Origin of the sequence: Microbispora sp. NPDC049633, from assembly GCF_040675265.1 — a bacterium.
GTDB lineage: Bacteria > Actinomycetota > Actinomycetes > Streptosporangiales > Streptosporangiaceae > Microbispora > Microbispora maris.
This window is the reverse complement of the sequence record NZ_JBFAOO010000010.1, coordinates 63,961-79,747: the sequence shown is the minus strand read 5'-3', so window position 1 is coordinate 79,747 and position 15,787 is coordinate 63,961. Positions and strand designations below refer to the sequence as shown.

Genomic DNA, 15,787 nt, shown 5'->3' with positions numbered 1-15,787 from the left:
TCCGGATGGTCGCCGCGGTCTCCGACTTGACCTTGATGCCGAGCGTTCCCCGGTCGGGGTTGGCGTCGATGGCGATCACCCGGTCGCCTCCGGGGCACGTCGCTGTAGGTGAGCAGCCGGTCCCGCTCGAAGTAGAGCTGCGGATACTGCCGCCGCAGCGATTCGACGTGCTCGGCGGTCATCTCCGCCACGACCACAGCGGGGAACCCGGGCGCCTGAGCCCCCGGGTTCCCCGCCGTCCCCCGCAGGCGGCGCAGCACGCGCACCTCGGGGTCGTCCTCCAGCAGCCTGCGCACCGTGTCGCCGTCGAGAGCCGGCGCGGCCGCTCCCGGCGCCGGCGGATGCGACTGGGGCAGCGCGGCCACCATGTAGCGCCGCGGCCGGGGCTCCACCGGCTGCGGCGCCTGGCGGGACGCCTGCCGCCCCCGCGGGGACGCCGGGCGCGGCTCCTCGCTTCCGTCCTTGGGCTTGTCGTTACTGGTCACCACGTCTCGACTCTCCCCAGCTCAGGCTGGTGTGGCCGGCCGCGCCCCGTACGGCGCGGCGGGCAGTTCAGGCTCTGTCATCCCATTCGCCGCTCTCGGGACGGCGGGGGCCCGGACCGGCCGCCGGCCGGTCCGGGCCACCGAAGTGATCACGTCACAGCAGTGGAACCGTGGGCCGTCCGGGGGTGACCACGCCGAGCGCGAACTGGATCTGCGCCAGGCACGCGTCGTACCGCCCGGCCCGGTACAGCTGTACCGCCTGCACCAGCAGCGGGATGATCCCCGCGACCTGGGGCGCCTGCGGGAGTGACGCCTGCAGCCAGCCGTACAGCCGCTGGAGCGTCACGGCGCAGTGCGCCTGTAGCGGCGCGACCGGCGCCGGATGCCCCGTCACGACTCCCACGGCCGGGGGCGTCACCGGACCCATCCCGGGACCCATCGACTCCACGGTGTTCCTCCGATCAGAGAGCGGCACCGGCCGGCACCGGGACCTGCTGCGCGGCCTGCTGGTGCGGCTGGCCGTAGGCCTGGCCATAGGCCTGGCCGTAGACCTGCGACAGCGACTGCGTGGTCAGCGGGACCTGCTGCCCGTACGCCGCCTGGACGTGCTGGGGCATCACGGGCTGGATGCCGAGGTGCTGGGCCTGCTGGCCGGGGTGCTGCGCGTACGCCTGGGTGGCGTACGGCTGGCCGTAGACCTGCGGGATCTGCTGGGCCTGGGCCTGGATAGCCTGCAGCGCCTGCAGAACCTGCGGCGGAAGCACCTGCTGCTGAACCTGCTGCTGGATCTGCTCACGGACCTGGTGCTGGTAGAGCACGACCTCCAGCATCTGGCGGGCCGCGGGAGCGCCGTACCGCACGCTGTACCGCGCGACCTTGGTCCAGAAGGTCACCGGGCTCACCAGGTGCTCCTGCGGGAGGATCTGCTCCTCCTGCTGGATCATCGCCAGCGGCGACAGCTGCTGCTGCGCCGCCGGGATCTGCTGACCGAGCTGGAGGGGCGAGATCTGCTGCTGAGCGCCGTACCCCAGCATGGTCGCCATGGATGCGGGGTTCATAGTGGTGAACGTCATTGTCACTCCTTCGGAGCCAGTAGGTCCGGCCCATCGCCGATGTGATTACATCGCGTGACAGATCAGTCGCACAACGTTATAGGCGTAATGAGTGACTAAGGCGGATTTGACAGTCGGGCTCGGTGACGTGACGGACCACGGCGGTCATACTCCGGCTTGGAGGTATCGGCATGACGCAGAGCGCTGATCGGCGCACCTGGTTAGATGGATCGTTCCTCGACCTGCTTCCGGCGATGGCGCGGAAGGAGCTCCTTCGCCTCGGCTCCCTGCTGACGTATCCGAACCGCCACGTGCTGATCCGGGAGGGCGACCCCGGACACGCGGTCTACCTGCTGGTCGACGCTCTGGTGAAGGTCACGGCACTCGCGGAGAACGGCTCCAGGGCGCTCCTGTCGATCCGAGCGGACGGCGACGTCGTCGGTGAGATGGCCGCGCTGACGGACCACCCCCGGATGGCCACGGTGACCACCTGCAGGCGATCTCTCGTTTGCGTGCTGAAGGGTCCCGTCTTCACCGCCTATCTCGCCCGCACCCCCGAGGCCGCCGCCGCCCTCAGCCAGGTCGCGATCGACCGGTTACGGTTCGCGAACCGCCGACGCCTCGACTTCACGGGATATGAGGCTGATGTCTGCCTGGCCCGGATCCTGGTCGATCTCGCCATACGGCACGGGCGGCCGCACCGCGAGGGCATCGACATCGGAGTGCCGGTCACCCAGGCCGAACTGGGCGAGCTCGTCGGGATCAAGGAACGCACGGTGCAGAAGGCGATGCACGACCTGTCCGCCCGTGGTCTCGTGCTGCAACGGCATCGAGGCGTGGTCATCAGGGACCTCGACGGCCTGACCGACTTCGCCGACCTGCGGCTCCAATCACCCGGCTGAAAGCCGCATCAATGCGGGTTCCGAAAAGCCCGCCGGAGTCATCGTGGTCCGGCCGACACAGACCAGCCAGGAGGCACGATGACTCACCCTCCCATGCCCACCTCGCACGCGATGATCGCGGTGGACATCGAGAAGTACAGCGGGCGCCACGACCAGCAGCAACTCCACCTTCAGGAAGCCCTCGTCCGGGTGCTCGACGCCGCCGCGGCCGAAGCCGGTCTCGACCGGTCGACATGGACCGAGCGTCAGCCTCAAGGGGACGGCGAGTTCTCCTGGCTACCGCCCCACGCGCACCTCGGTGTGCTGGTCGGCGGCTTCGTCCGCGAACTGGACGGGCAACTCGGCCTGTACAACCGGCGCCACGCCGGTCCGTTCTGGACGCGCATGCGCCTGCGCATGGCCGTCCACTTCGGTCCCGTACATCTGGGCGCCCCCAACGGGGTCGCCGGCCGCCACGCCGTACAGCAGGCCCGGCTCCTCGACTCCGCCCCGGTGCGGCGGGCCCTCGACGCCTGCCCGGCCGCGGACCTGGCCCTCATCGTCTCCGATCGCGTGTACGACGACTACATCAGCCAAGGACTGGGCGAGCCGCAGGCGTACCGACCTGTCCAGGTGCGGGTGAAGGAGCACTCCTGCACCGCGTACCTGCACGTGCCCGGTCACGATGTCGGCGGGCTCGGCGCCCTCGACCTCTTCGACCCCGAGGAGCCCGACATGCCCGAGACGGGCCGTGCGCGGGCGAACCTCGATCATGACAGAGACCGGCGGCACGCGCCGACGATCGTTCACGGCGACCAAATCGGCGGGCCGTCCCACCGGGCCTACGGTCACGGCACCGTGAACGCCCCCGGCGGGAACCAAGTCATCGGCAACTGGCGCGAGGGGCACTGATGACCGAGCAGGAGACCCCGGCCATCGAGCAGGCACGCGGCGGGGAAGAGCGCGGACCGGATGCGGATGCGGAGCAGAACGCCAGGCGTGACCTGCGCGAGGAGCTCAGTGAACAGAAGAAGCGAAGCCGGATCTCCGCGCGGAACCTGGACGCCCTCTACGCCGACACCGTCATCGGCGGCGACGACATCGGGGGCGCCTCCCACCGCGCCACCGACGGCGGCACGGTCAATGCGCCAGGACGCGACCAGTACATCTTTGGCTGGTCCCAGGAGGACAAGGCCGTCCACACCGTGAGCGTGCCCGCCCGCGACGTCGGCCTCGTACGTCGTTGCCACGCGGCGACCAGGTCCTACGGCACGTTGGTCCGGCGTCTTCGCGACGAGCACGTGCTACTGCTGCGCGGAGAACCCTACAGCGGGCAGCCGACCACCGCCCTGGCCGCCCTCGCGCACTGGACCGGCGACGACGCTCGTCTCGCCTGGCTGCACCTCAGGCGGGACCCCTTGCCCCTCGTTGCCGCCGATCTGCGCGACGCGACGGGGTACCTCCTCATGGCAGGCGACGACGCGGCCTGGAGCGGCCACGCCGACCAGATGCTTGGGCACCTGTGCAAAGTCGCCGAACGGGCCGGAGCCCGGATCGTCGTCCTGGCCGATCCAGAGTTTTCCGAGCACGACCGCGTGGTGGAGCACGACCCGCCTCCGCTGGACGACGTGTTCGCCAACTGGTTGGTCCACGAGCTGTACGAGGGCGGCGAGGCCCACCCGCGGGAGCGGGCCGGCAAGACGGCGGCCGACGAACTGGTCCGGGAGAAGCTGGCCGGCTACCGGCGCCCCCGCGAGGCGCGCGCCTTGGCCCTGCGGGTGGCGGCCGGTCTCCTGCGCGGCCGGTCGGTCAGCGACATTCTGGAGGGGTTGCCCGAACAAAGACGCGTCAGGGCCCGGAATCTGCTCACCAAGGACACTCCCCGCAGGGCGCGCAGCTTTCTGATCGCCAGTTCCGTTCTCCGCGGATCCGCGGCGGCCGTGGTCGCCACGCAGACGCTGAGGCTGGCGACGCTCATCGAAGAGGAACTGGCCCGGCAGACGACTGTCGAGCAGCCGCGTCGACACCACGTGTGGGAGTGGCTCACTGACTGGACCAGGGACACGGGCGTCAGGGTCGAGGAGACCGGTCGCGGTGGCGACGGGCAGGTCGTCGAGTTCGACGAGCCCCCGATGGCCGGTTCGATCCTCCGCGTCGTCTGGGAAGAACAGCCCACGATTCACGAGCCACTGCTGACCTGGCTGCGGCAGCTGACGGAGGACCAGCAATTCGACACCCGCATGAAGGCGGCCGAAGCCATCGGTCTTTTGGCCACCTACGACTTCCTCTCCGTCCGCAACCGCTTCCTGGAGGTCTGGCGGGACAGCGACAGGATCGAGCGACGCGAGCTTGCCGCCTGGGCACTCGCCTCGGCGGCGCGGGATCCGCAAGTACAGCCAAGAGTCTTCGAATGCCTGCGCCAGTGGGCGCACAGCGGCCGGAGAGCCCAATCCGTGGTTATCAGGACCTATGGCTCATGGCTGGGAGCGCACCGTGTCGACGAGGCCCTGAGCGTTCTCGGTGCCATCGCCAGGACGTCGGGTTACATCCTTTCCGACAGCGTCGCCCGCGCCGTCTCCCAGATCCACCAGCTGGGGGCTGGCGCCACCTCTCTGCACGAAGCCGAGAACGCCGAGGTCCCGGAGAACACCCGGAGGATCATCACCGCCCTCGTCGAGTGGTCGGCCGACCCCGAGTCCAAAGGACTGCACCGGGCCGCCGCCCTCGCGTTCGTACGGCTGCTCGCGTCCCCGGACGCGATCCGGATCATCGATCTGGCAGGGGATTCCGGCGCGGCCCCCGATCTCGTCACACTGTGGCGGCACATCCTGGACAAGGCCGTCCCCAGAGAATCGGACCCCGCTCTCACCCCGGAGGCATGGAGCCTGCTGGGCGATTGGCTGGTCAGGTGGGAGACGGATGCCGGGGTCCGGCAGGTCCTCACGAAGGTCCTCACCCGGCTGCGCACCGACCTTCAGACGTCCTTGGCGTTCCGTCTCCGACTGTGGCGCCGCACCGGAAAGATCGACGCCAACCTTGCGGCCCGGCTCTCCGAGATCACCGAAGGGATTTGAGTGTTGTGTGGCTGATCAGATATGCCCTGCCCGGGATCGAGGAGGGTACGGCGCCGAACGTGGGCCAGTTCTTTTTCGACGCTCCCGCCCGGGGCGACGTCTTCGACTTCAACGTGACAGTCTCCCTGTGTTGGTCCGCCAACGGCCGTTATCGGCAGGCAGGCCCTGACGCGAGCGAGCGCGACCACGTCGAAGGGCTGGTCCGTGCTGAAGCACGGGCCGTGGTGCGCAAACACTCGCCATACCACTCCGAGGACGCCGAGCGCGAGGTGAACGGTGCCCTCGGTGATCTCCTCAGCGGGCTGTCGACGCACGACAGGCGGGTGCTGATGCGGTGGACGGCACAGGCGGAGGTCAGACCCTGCACAGAGGTGCGCGAGCTGTTGCGGGAACGCGCGCGCAGGCTCTATCAGGTCGATTGCGAGGTCGCGGAGGCGAAGCGACGCGCGGAGACCGCAGAGGAGGTGCGCCTCGCCTGGGAGCGTTTCCTGGCCGGGGCCCGCAGGAGCGACCTGACGAGGTACGCGGTGCGACTGGCTGAGCAACCCCAAGCCAAGGCCGCGATCATCGCGGAGATGCTCGACAAGGGCGAGGACACCGCCGCCCACTTCATAGACAAGCTCGACAAGCTCGTGAGCTCCCATCGGCAGGGCGACGTCTACGAGCTCATCGTCCGCAGTGAGAGCGCTCTGCGGAGTGCGATGACGGCGCTGGGGTTGCCGGTTCCGCCCCTTGATCCCGACCCGCTGCTGCCGAGCGGGTTCGGTCAGCCATAGAAGGCCCCTACGGCCAGCCAGAGCAGGGTGGCGACGAGCATGAGGGCCGTCCACGGCAGCGCTCGTCCCACCCTGCGATGCTTCTCACGGCTCAGTTCTGCCAGCGTGCCCACGAGGAGCCATGCCTCCCGTTCCTGCTGCATGACGCTCACCTGTGACCGCCCTCTTGCAGGACCGGCCAGGCCGAACCTGTTCGGCCCGTCAGGCCCGCCCAGGCGAGGACGTAGACCCTGGACAAGGTGATAGCCGGCGACGAGGAACCCCGCCACGTAGAGCGTGACCAGAACAACGGCGACCACGCCCAGCGCGGCAGGGGATCCCGGTGCTCGCAGGCCGGTCAGCGCCCCCATCTGTGTGGCCGCGACGGCCGCCGCCCCGAGGTGCACGGTGGTGACGGTGGCGACCTTGGCGTCGGCATGCTGCACGTAACCCTGGAAGGTGCCGACCGTGGTGAGCGCCACGGTCAGCGCCTCGACGGGAGTCATTCCGTCCTTGCACCAGCCCATATGAACCCTCCTGACCCGACTCCCTGAAGTGAATCGCCGATCCGGAGACGAAGGACCGCACCAATGCGGGTTCGACACCGACACGTCTCTTTGCCTTGACAATAATATTCGTCGGAAGCCATGCTGGGGACATGAAGGATGTGGCGGTGATCGAGGACCCGGCGGCGGCGGAGGCCTCCCTGGATCCGATCCGGGTGCGGTTGCTCGCCGAGCTGGCGGAGCCCAACTCGGCGACGATGCTGGCGGCCAAAGTCGGGCTGCCGAGACAGAAGGTGAACTACCACCTCAAGACCCTGGAGCGGCACGGCCTCGTGGAGCTGGTCGAGGAACGCCGCAAGGGCAACGTCAACGAGCGGGTCATGCGGGCGACGGCGGCGTCGTTCGTGATCTCTCCCGCCGCGCTGGCGTCGGTCGCGCCCGACCCGTCGCGCTCGCCCGACCGGCTGTCGGCGCGCTGGCTGCTGGCCCTGGCCGCCCAGCTCGTGCGCGACGTCGGCACGCTCATCACCGGTGCGTCCCAGGCGCGCAAGAAGCTCGCGACGTTCGCCGTCGACGCGCAGGTGCGCTTCGCCTCGGCCGCCGACCGGGCCGCGTTCGCCGAGGAGCTCTCGGCCGCCGTGGCCGCGCTCGTCAGCAAATATCACGACGAATCGGCCGAGGGCGGGCGCGAGCACCGCCTGGTCCTCGCCGTCCATCCCGCCGTCCCCCGGACGGTTTCCCCCCAAGGTGACGAGGAGGCCTGATGGCCCACGAATTCGAGCTCAGCAAGGAAATCGAGCTGGACGCGACGCCCGAGCAGGTCTGGGAGGCCATCGCGACCGGCCCGGGCGTGGACTCCTGGTTCATGGGGCGCACGGAGATCGAGCCGGGCGAGGGCGGCCGCGGCCGGTTCACCATGTTCGGCGGCACCGAGACCACCACCGTGACGGCCTGGGAGCCCGGCAAGCGGTTCGCGTACCGCAGCGACGAGAACCCCGACGGCCTCTTCATGGCGATGGAGTACCTCGTCGAGGGCCGCGACGGCGGCAGCACGGTCCTGCGCCTGGTCCAGCACGGCTTCCTCGGCGACGACTGGGAGACCGAGTACGAGGCGATGGTCACGGGCTGGGATCTGTACCTGCACAAGCTCGCCCAGTACCTCACGTACTTCCGCGGGCGGCCCGTCACGGTCGTGTCCGCCGCCCGCCCCCACGCGCCGGAGAGCGAGAAGGCGTGGGCGGCGATCAAGGACGAGCTGGGCCTCGCCGGCACGGTCCGCGAGGGCGACCCCGTGCGGCTCGCGGTGGACGGCCTGCCCCCGGAGGACGGCGTCGTCGACTACGCGGCCCTGCCGGACTTCCTGGGCGTGCGGACCGCCGACGGCCTCTACGGGTTCATCCACTCGGGACCGAAGCGCGGGAACGTCGTGGTCCTCGGGCACCACATCTTCGCCGAGGACACCGGCCAGGAGCGGGCCGAGAGCGCCTGGCAGTCCTGGCTCGCCCGGCTCTTTCCCTGAGCACTCCTCCCCTGACACGCCGGACTCCCGACCGCGAAGGACCTGACGATGACGAACACCCCCGACCTCGAATACACCATCACCCGCGTCCTGGACGCTCCCCGCGAGACCGTCTTCAAGGCGTGGACCGAGCCCGAGCACTTCAGCCAGTGGTTCGGCCCGCACGGCTTCACTACTCCGGTCTCCCTGATCGCCATGGACCTGCGGCCCGGCGGCGAGTGGAGCGCGTGCCTCGTCTCACCGGAGGGCGCGAAGGCTCCTCTCGGCGGCGTCTACCGGGAGATCGCCGAGCCCGAGCGGCTCGTGTTCACCACCGGGGACCCCGACAACCAGGAGGGCGCGGTGGCGTCGGTCGCGACCGTCACGCTCACCGACCTCGGGGGCCGTACGGAAATGAGGTTCACGCAGGAGGGCTACAACACCGACGAGGCGCACGCGGAGGCCGCGAAGGCCGGCTGGCTCCAGTTCTTCGACCGGCTCGCCGGGCATCTCGCCTGAGGCATCCTGACCGTACGCGGCGTGCTCTGCGCGCCGCGTACGGCAGGCCTGTCCGACGACGGGGCCGAACCACGGCCGGCCGGCCGGACAGCCACGCATGGGCCGCCGTCAGGCCCAGATGGCGCAGGGGATGCCGTCGGAGAAGATTTCGGGGGGATCGGGCAGGGGCCGGGCCAGCCCGGCGGCCACCCTGAGGGCCGTCCAGGCGGCGGCGCCCGCGTCGAGCACGTCGTCCACCCCCGCCGCCGCCCCGGCCCGGCCGAGGCCGCCCGCGAGCACGACGCCCGCCGCCGCCAGCAGTTCGCGCCGGCGCTCGGCGCCCGCCCACGTCGTCTTCGGGTGCGGCAGGGGCTCCCCCGCGAGCCGGGCGAAGCTCAGCTCGGGGTGGATTTCGACGACCCGTCTGTCCGCCTCCCGCACCCAGCGCTCGACCTCCAGCAGCTTCTCCTTGAGCCCGAACGCCTGGCGGGAGACTCCTTCCCCGGTCAGGCGGCGGTTGACCGCCACGGCAGAGGGGTAGTCGCCGGTCTCCAGCGCGGCGCGCGCCGGGGTCATGAACACCGACCGCCACCGGGGACCGAGCTCCGCGCGCGCCAGCACGTCCGCCCGGCGGCGGCCCCGGCCCGGCGGACCACCGGGGTGGCCATCAGGGTGACCATCGGGCAGCCCGATCGGCATGTCCACGGCCACGACGGCGATCTCGCCGTCCGCGTCCGCCGCTGCGACCAGGTCGGCGATCCGGGCCGCGAAGTAGGCGCGCGCCGCGCCTGCTTCGCCCGGGCCGGCGGGCGGGACCACCCCGATCCAGCCGGCCCTGCAGGCATCGACACCGAGCACACGAACGTCGTTCATACGACCATGCTCAGCCCTGGCGGGGGACGACGTGGCCGAAGCGGAACAGGTTCGCCGGGTCGTACACCTCGCGCAGCTTCACCAGCCGCCGCAGCGTCTCCTCGGGCCAGGCCCGGGAGATCTGCTCGGGGGCCAGGGCGCCGCCCTGGAAGTTGATCTGCGCGCCGCCGGTGGACCAGGGCGCGGCGGCCTCGACCACGGCCCGTACGGCGGCGGGCACGGCCGTGTCCATCAGCTCGGGCACCGGCGCGCCGATGGCCAGCAGCGTGAAGGCGGCGTCACGCCCGCCCACGGCGTTCGGCTCCTTGGGCTGACGGGCGAGCGCGCCGCCGAGCTGACGCAGCTCGACCACGGCCAGCGGGACCTGCGCGGCCGGCCCGGCGACCGCGAGCAGCGCCTCCACGGTCTCGGCGGTCAGCTCGCGTAGCAGCGCGCCCCGCTCCGCGACGGGCATGGGCTGGGTCGGGTCCCGGTGGATGGAGTCGATCGCCGCGTACGGCAGCGGCCCGACGGCGTCGAGCACCGGCTCGGCCACGGCCCGCATGGGAGCCAGCAGCGCCTCGGCCTCCTGCCCCTCCCCCACGTGGGCGACCCGCAGGTGGACCACGAACTTGCCGCTGAGCTGCGGCGGCAGCTCGGGCAGCGGGGGCAGGCGCAGCAGCGCGACCGAGGTGGTGGTGGTCTCCGGCAGCGTCTCGGTCCAGGTGCGGTAGGCGTGCAGGACCCGCCCGGCGTCCTCGGCGGCGTAGAACAGCCCGCCGCCGTACAGGCCGGTGAGCGGAAGCAGGTCGACCGTGATCGAGGTGACCACGCCGAACCCGGCCTTGCCACCGCGCAGCGCCCAGAACAGGTCGGGCTCGCGGTTGGCGTCGGCGGTGCGGATCACGCCGTCCCCGGTGACGACGGTGAGCTCCCGCACGTGGTCGGCCGCGAAGCCGAAGGTCCGCGCGATCGGCCCGAGGCCGCCGCCGAGCGTGAAGCCGACCACGCCGACGCCGGTCGCCGATCCGCACAGCGGAGCCAGGCCGTACGGCGCCGCGGCGGCGACGACCTCACCCCACGTGCAGCCCGCCGCGATCGTGGCGGTGCGGGCGGAGGGGTCCACCACGACCTCCCCCATGGCGCGGGTGCTGATCAGGACCGCGCCGTCGGCCGCCTGCACGGCGCCGTGGCCGGTCGACTGCACGGCCACGGGCAGCCCGTGCTCGGCGGCGAGTCGTACGGCGGCGGCCACGTCGCCGGCGTCCCGCGCCGCGACGACCACGGCGGGCCGGTGGCGCACGGCGAGATTGAAGCCGGCGGCCTCCTCCTCGAACCCGTTCTGCCCCGGAGCCAGGACCCGGCCGGCGATCCGTCCCCGCAGCGCGTCTTCGATGGTGCTGTGCATGTCCGTCCTTCGGATGTCGTCGTCTGTGACGGGAACAGTTGTCGCATCGGGGTCTTGGTGTTCGCTTGCGCCGATCGGGCCGGTGTTCCTCCGGGCGCCGAAGGGCCGCCTAGAGATGTCCTAGTGGCTTCCAAGACGTCCCCCGCACGCTGGGGCGATGCCGCCGCCGTCCGACGAACACCAGCCGCCGTACGACGGGGATCCGGGCCCGCCCGATCCCCGTCGCGATCCGGCGTGCGTCACCCGCCCGGGCGTCCGACCCGGCCCGCGTCCCCGATCCACCGGCGACCCGCATGCCGGGTCCGCACTGGCCGAGTCCGCGCAGGTCACCGCGCCGACCGGCACGCTGCTGCTGCGCGAGGTGCCGGCCCACCCGGGCGCGCCCGGGGCCGGGCTCATCGGCCCGGCCCTCGAAGAGGCTCTGCGCGTGGTGCCGGCCGCGCGGTGCCGCCTCTACGTGCTGACCGACCTCGCCCTGCCGGCCGCCGCCGCCCCGCTCGCCGCCGCGCTGCTGGAGACCGCGCTGCTCGAGACCACGCTCATCGAAACCGCGGCGCACCGGGAGACCACGGCGCAGCGGGAGACCACGGCGCCGCCGGAGTCCGGGGTGCCGGGGCACGTCCCCCGGTGGGCCCTGCTGCACGCGCTCGCCGTGGCCGCCCCGCACCGCGGCCGGGGGCTGGGCCGCCGCCTGCTCGACGACCTGCTCATGGAGCTGCGCGCGGACGGCGTACGCGCCGTGTGGTTCCTCTCCGGCCCGGGCGACGAGGGCGTGTGCGCCCTGCTGAGGAGCGCCGGATTCACGGACGGAGCCGGCCCCGGTTTTCCTCGCGAGAACGAGCGGACATATGGGTATCATGAGCCAGAAATCCGGCCCTGGGCCGCCTGGCTCGTTCGGGAGTTGTGATGCGCACGGGCATCGACGGCGCACGCGCAGGGGCGCCGCGCCAGGGCCAGGACGGTCGTCAGGGCCCCGCTCTGGACTTCCGCCTCCTCGGCACACTGGAAGTGGCCGACGGCACGGGGACGATCCTCGATCTCGGGCCCCGCAAGCAGCGTGCCGTGCTGACGCTCCTGCTGCTGAACGCGCCCCACGTCGTGCCCCTCGACCAGCTCATCGACCGGCTGTGGCGGGACGAGCCGCCGTCGAGCGCCACGGGAACGCTCCAGGCGTACATCTCGCATCTGCGCAGGACGCTCGAACCCCGGCGCAGCCCGCGTTCCCCCGCCCGGGTCCTGCGTACGCGGGAGCCCGGCTACCTGCTGGACATCGAGCCGGACCAGGTCGACGCCGAGCGGTTCGGCCGGGCGGCGGAGGCCGCGCGCGCCGCCCTGGCGGCGGGCCGCCCCGAGGAAACCGAGCGCATCCTGGGCCCGGCGCTGGCGCTGTGGCGGGGCGAGCCGCTGGCCGACCTGGCCGACGAGCCGTTCGCGCGGTCCACCGTGGCCCGCCTGAGCGAGATCCGCCTGTCCGCGCTGACCGTACGCGCCGAGGCGTGGCTCGCGCTGGGACGGGCGGCCGAGGTGACGGTCGAGGTCGAGCGCCTGCTCGAACAGGACCCCTACCGCGAGGGCCTGTGGGCGCTGCTCATGCGGGCCCTCTACCGGGAGCGCAGGCAGGCCGAGGCGCTGGCCGCCTACCAGCGCTGCCGCGCCCTCCTCGGCGACGAGCTGGGCCTCGATCCGAGTCCCGAGCTGCGGCGGCTGGAGCAGGCCATCCTCCTCCAGGACGAGTCGCCGGCCGGCGTGTGGGCTCCCGTGGTCGCCCTGCCGCCGGAGCAGGACCCAGAGGCAGGCGCAGGGGCAGGGGCAGGCGCAGAGGCAGGCGCGGCACCCACGGCACCCACGGAGGACGGCCGGGCGTACGGGAACGCGGGCGGCGAGAGCGCCGGGGACGTGGCCGGAGGGGGACCGCTCGGACGGGGACTGGTGGGGCGGGAGCCGCACCTGCGGCGCATCGCCGAGCGGCTCGACGACCTACGCCGGGGCGTCGGCGGGGTCTTCCTGGTGAGCGGGGAGTCCGGCATCGGCAAGACCCGCCTCGCCGAGGCCGCCGCGAGCATGGCCGCCGAGCGCGGGGCCGCGGTGGCCTGGAGCAGGTGCGTCGAGGGCAGCGGCGCGCCCGCGTTCTGGCCCTGGATCCAGGCGCTCAACGCCCTGGACGCGCACGACGCCCCCCGACCGGCCGTGGCCCCCGACGCTGGCGGCGCTCCGGACACGGGCAGCGCCACGGGAACGGGCAGCGCCGCGGGAACGGGCACCGCCCCGGGAACCGCACGGGTTCCACGCACGGACGGCGCCCGGGGAACGGGCGACGCCGCGGGGACCGGCCAGGCGATGGCGGCCGTCAAGGGCGGGGAGACGGGCGGCGATCTCGCCCGGCTCGCCCACCGTCTCCTCGACGGCGACCGGACGGACACGGCCGACCCCGACACCGCCCGCTTCCTGCTGCACGACAGCGTGGCGCGGGCGCTGACGCGGCGGGCCTCGGCCGCACCGGTCCTGGTCGTGGTGGAGGACCTGCACTGGGCCGACGCCGCCTCGCTGAAGCTGCTCACCTTCCTCGGCGCCGACCTGCACCGCGTACCGCTCCTGGTGCTCGCGACCGTACGGCCGGAGCCGGCGGTGGACAGGCAGGCGCTGACCGAGGCGCTCGGCGAGCTGACCCGCCAGCGAGGCACGGAACGGATGACCGTCGCCCCGCTCACCCCCGAGCAGATCGCCGACTACCTGCGCGAGGCGGGCCGGACCGGGCTCGGGGCGGAGCTCGCCTCCGCGCTGCACGACAGGACCGGCGGCAACCCGTTCTTCCTCGGCGAGCTACTGCGCCTGCTGACCAGCACCCACCCCGGCGACCGGGTGGGCGTGACGGACGTGCTCGCCCTCGCGGTGCCCGACGGCGTGCGCGACGTGATCAACCAGCGTGTGTCACGGCTGCCGGAGGACTCCCAGACCCTGCTGCGGGCAGCCGCCGTGATCGGCAGGGACGTGGACGCCGACGTGCTGGAGACAGCGACCGGGGTCGGCGGCGCCCGGGTGATGATGCTGCTCGAACCGGCCGTCGCGACCGGGTTGCTGTTGGAGGTGGACGGCGGCTGGGACTACCGCTTCTCGCACGCCCTCGTGCGGGAGGCCTTGTACTCCGGGCTCAGCCGCAGGCAGCGCGCCCAGCTCCACGGCCGGGTGGGCGAGGCCATCGAGACCCTCCGGTGGGGCGAGGCCGGCTCGCGGCTGCCCGCCCTGGCCCACCATTTCGGGCTGGCCGCCAGGGTCGGCTACGCGGACAAGGCCGTGTCGTACGCCGTGGAGGCGGCCGGGCAGGCGACTGCCCGGCTCGCCTACGACGAGGCCGTCCTGCACTGGGAGCAGGCCCTCGAGGCCTGCGCCGCCGGGCCCGCGGCGGCCCGCTGCGCCCTGCTGATCGGCCTCGGCAAGGCCCTGCGGGTGACCGGCGACGTGGAAGGCGCGCGCCGCGCGCTGGACGAGGCCGTGACGCTCGCGACCGGCATCGGCGACGACGACGCCGTCATCGAGGCGGCCACCGTCTTCGGCGGCGTGACCCTCTGGAACTGGCGCTCGTACGGCACGGTGGACCGGCGCATGGTGTCCGTGCTGGAGGATCAGCTGTCCCGGCTCGGCCCGGAGGCCGTGCGCACTCGTGCGGAGCTGCTCGGCACGCTAGGCGTCGAGCTGTACTACGGCGAACGGCGCGAGGAGGGCCGCCGCCACGCGCTGGAGGCCGTGGAGCTGGCCCGGCGCACCGGCGACCCCCTGCTGCTGGCCCGCACGCTGAACAACTTCGTCATCGCGGCCTGGACGCCCGAGCACGAGGAGGAACGCTACCGGGCGGCCGAGGAGATCCTGAGCCTTCCGGGCCTGCCCAGGGCCACCGAGATCGTCGCCCGCCTGCACCGCATGCCCAAGCTCATGAAGGCGGGGCTGCTCGCCGACTACGACGCGGAGCTGGCCCGCTGCCTGCGGCTCACCGCCGACGTGCGGATGACGGAGATCGAGACGCAGGTCGCGTACGCCGCGGCCGGGCGGGCGATGCTGGCGGGCGACTGGGCGGAGATGGACCGGCTGGCGGCCCTGGGCACCGGCAGCTTCCGCCGCACCAGCCTGTGGGGCCCGGACGTCCTGAAGCTGATCTACGCGTTCTTCGCCGACTGGTGTCAGGGGCGTCCCAGCCCGTTGCTCGCGGAGCTGGTCGAGGCCGCGGGCGACGAGTCGAACCTGATCGCGCGGCCCACGGCCGTCCTCGCCGCGCTGGGGGCCGGCGACGTCGATCTGGCCCACCGCCTCGTCGACCGCTGGGGCGCGGCGCGGCCCCGCGACTGGACGTGGCAGTTCGTCTCCTGGCAGTGGGGCCTGGTCGCGGTCCGGCTCGGCCGGCCCGATCCCGGCGAGCTGCTCGCCGAGTTGCGGCCGATCGCCGGCCAGCTCATGACGATGGGCACCGGGTGCCTGTCGTGGGGGACGCTGCACGACGTGGTCGCGGGGCTCCTTCAGCGGATCGGCGACACCGCCGCCGCACTGTCGCACGCGGAGGCCGCGCGGGACGCGCACCGGCGGCTCGGTCTGCCTCACCTCGTGAGCCGCAGCGAGGCCCTGCTGCGGGAGATCCGTGCGGGCGCGGCGGACACCGGACGAGCCGGCGGCGCGCTCACCTGACGCCGGGACGCCTTGGCACAGGTCCGGATCCGGTTCTGACGCGGTCCGGGGACGAGTTCCGGGCACGGCTCTGGGCACGGCTCTGGGCACGGTTCCGGGGACGCTTC

At 72.5% G+C, this 15,787-nt stretch carries 15 protein-coding genes; 9 read left to right on the top strand and 6 right to left on the bottom strand.

Annotated features, from left to right (window positions below; genetic code table 11):
* The 3 genes from AB0J39_RS04985 to AB0J39_RS04975 form a co-directional block, all read right to left on the bottom strand.
* The coding region (locus AB0J39_RS04985; protein WP_363461944.1) for a hypothetical protein at positions 1-488 on the bottom strand (488 nt) is incomplete at its 3' end.
* Between the two features lie 151 nt (positions 489-639).
* Positions 640-924 (bottom strand): hypothetical protein, encoded by a 285-nt coding sequence (locus AB0J39_RS04980; RefSeq protein WP_182906743.1) that lies wholly within the window; start codon positions 922-924, stop codon positions 640-642.
* Between the two features lie 22 nt (positions 925-946).
* Positions 947-1,558: a hypothetical protein gene (locus AB0J39_RS04975; RefSeq protein WP_363461942.1), complete on the bottom strand. Its 612-nt coding sequence runs from the start codon at positions 1,556-1,558 to the stop codon at positions 947-949.
* 170 nt (positions 1,559-1,728) lie between these two features.
* On the opposite strand from AB0J39_RS04975, the gene AB0J39_RS04970 reads away from it, so the two are divergent.
* The 4 genes from AB0J39_RS04970 to AB0J39_RS04955 all read left to right on the top strand — a co-directional run bounded on the left by AB0J39_RS04970 (position 1,729) and on the right by AB0J39_RS04955 (position 6,268).
* Complete coding sequence (locus tag AB0J39_RS04970; protein WP_363461940.1) at positions 1,729-2,439, top strand: Crp/Fnr family transcriptional regulator; 711 nt, start codon at positions 1,729-1,731, stop codon at positions 2,437-2,439.
* 78 nt (positions 2,440-2,517) lie between these two features.
* On the top strand, positions 2,518-3,330 hold the full coding sequence (locus AB0J39_RS04965) for a hypothetical protein (protein ID WP_363461938.1): 813 nt from the start codon (positions 2,518-2,520) through the stop codon (positions 3,328-3,330).
* On the top strand, positions 3,330-5,492 hold the full coding sequence (locus AB0J39_RS04960; RefSeq protein WP_363461936.1) for a hypothetical protein: 2,163 nt from the start codon (positions 3,330-3,332) through the stop codon (positions 5,490-5,492). The genes AB0J39_RS04965 and AB0J39_RS04960 overlap by 1 nt, the downstream gene beginning before the upstream one ends.
* Positions 5,489-6,268 carry a hypothetical protein gene (locus AB0J39_RS04955; RefSeq protein WP_363461934.1) on the top strand — a complete coding sequence of 260 codons (780 nt, stop codon included), beginning with the start codon at positions 5,489-5,491 and terminating at the stop codon, positions 6,266-6,268. The genes AB0J39_RS04960 and AB0J39_RS04955 overlap by 4 nt, the downstream gene beginning before the upstream one ends.
* Here AB0J39_RS04955 and AB0J39_RS04950 read toward each other — a convergent pair.
* Positions 6,259-6,753 carry a hypothetical protein gene (locus AB0J39_RS04950; protein WP_363461932.1) on the bottom strand — a complete coding sequence of 165 codons (495 nt, stop codon included), beginning with the start codon at positions 6,751-6,753 and terminating at the stop codon, positions 6,259-6,261. The two genes, AB0J39_RS04955 and AB0J39_RS04950, sit on opposite strands and share 10 nt — an antisense overlap.
* Before the next feature lie 152 nt (positions 6,754-6,905).
* Here AB0J39_RS04950 and AB0J39_RS04945 point away from each other — a divergent pair, with 152 nt between their 5' ends.
* Genes AB0J39_RS04945 through AB0J39_RS04935 form a run of 3 tightly spaced genes read left to right on the top strand, consistent with a single transcriptional unit; the run spans position 6,906 to position 8,770 of the window.
* Complete coding sequence (locus AB0J39_RS04945) at positions 6,906-7,517, top strand: helix-turn-helix domain-containing protein (RefSeq protein ID WP_363461930.1); 612 nt, start codon at positions 6,906-6,908, stop codon at positions 7,515-7,517.
* On the top strand, positions 7,517-8,272 hold the full coding sequence (locus AB0J39_RS04940; protein WP_363461928.1) for an SRPBCC domain-containing protein: 756 nt from the start codon (positions 7,517-7,519) through the stop codon (positions 8,270-8,272). The genes AB0J39_RS04945 and AB0J39_RS04940 overlap by 1 nt, the downstream gene beginning before the upstream one ends.
* A 48-nt stretch (positions 8,273-8,320) precedes the next feature.
* Entirely contained in the window at positions 8,321-8,770 is a 450-nt protein-coding gene (locus tag AB0J39_RS04935) for an SRPBCC domain-containing protein (RefSeq protein ID WP_363461926.1), read from the top strand.
* 108 nt (positions 8,771-8,878) lie between these two features.
* Here the strand turns inward: AB0J39_RS04935 and AB0J39_RS04930 are convergent, their stop codons facing one another.
* Both AB0J39_RS04930 and AB0J39_RS04925 read right to left on the bottom strand, forming a co-directional pair.
* A complete protein-coding gene (locus AB0J39_RS04930; protein WP_363461924.1) occupies positions 8,879-9,622 on the bottom strand; it encodes a DUF429 domain-containing protein in 744 nt (247 codons plus the stop codon).
* A gap of 10 nt (positions 9,623-9,632) precedes the next feature.
* Entirely contained in the window at positions 9,633-11,009 is a 1,377-nt protein-coding gene (locus tag AB0J39_RS04925; RefSeq protein WP_363461922.1) for an FAD-binding oxidoreductase, read from the bottom strand.
* A gap of 157 nt (positions 11,010-11,166) precedes the next feature.
* On the opposite strand from AB0J39_RS04925, the gene AB0J39_RS04920 reads away from it, so the two are divergent.
* Entirely contained in the window at positions 11,167-11,916 is a 750-nt protein-coding gene (locus AB0J39_RS04920; protein ID WP_363461920.1) for a GNAT family N-acetyltransferase, read from the top strand.
* Positions 11,916-15,680: a BTAD domain-containing putative transcriptional regulator gene (locus tag AB0J39_RS04915; RefSeq protein WP_363461918.1), complete on the top strand. Its 3,765-nt coding sequence runs from the start codon at positions 11,916-11,918 to the stop codon at positions 15,678-15,680. Before AB0J39_RS04920 ends, AB0J39_RS04915 begins: the two co-directional genes overlap by 1 nt.
* The last annotated feature ends 107 nt before the right edge of the window (positions 15,681-15,787 follow it).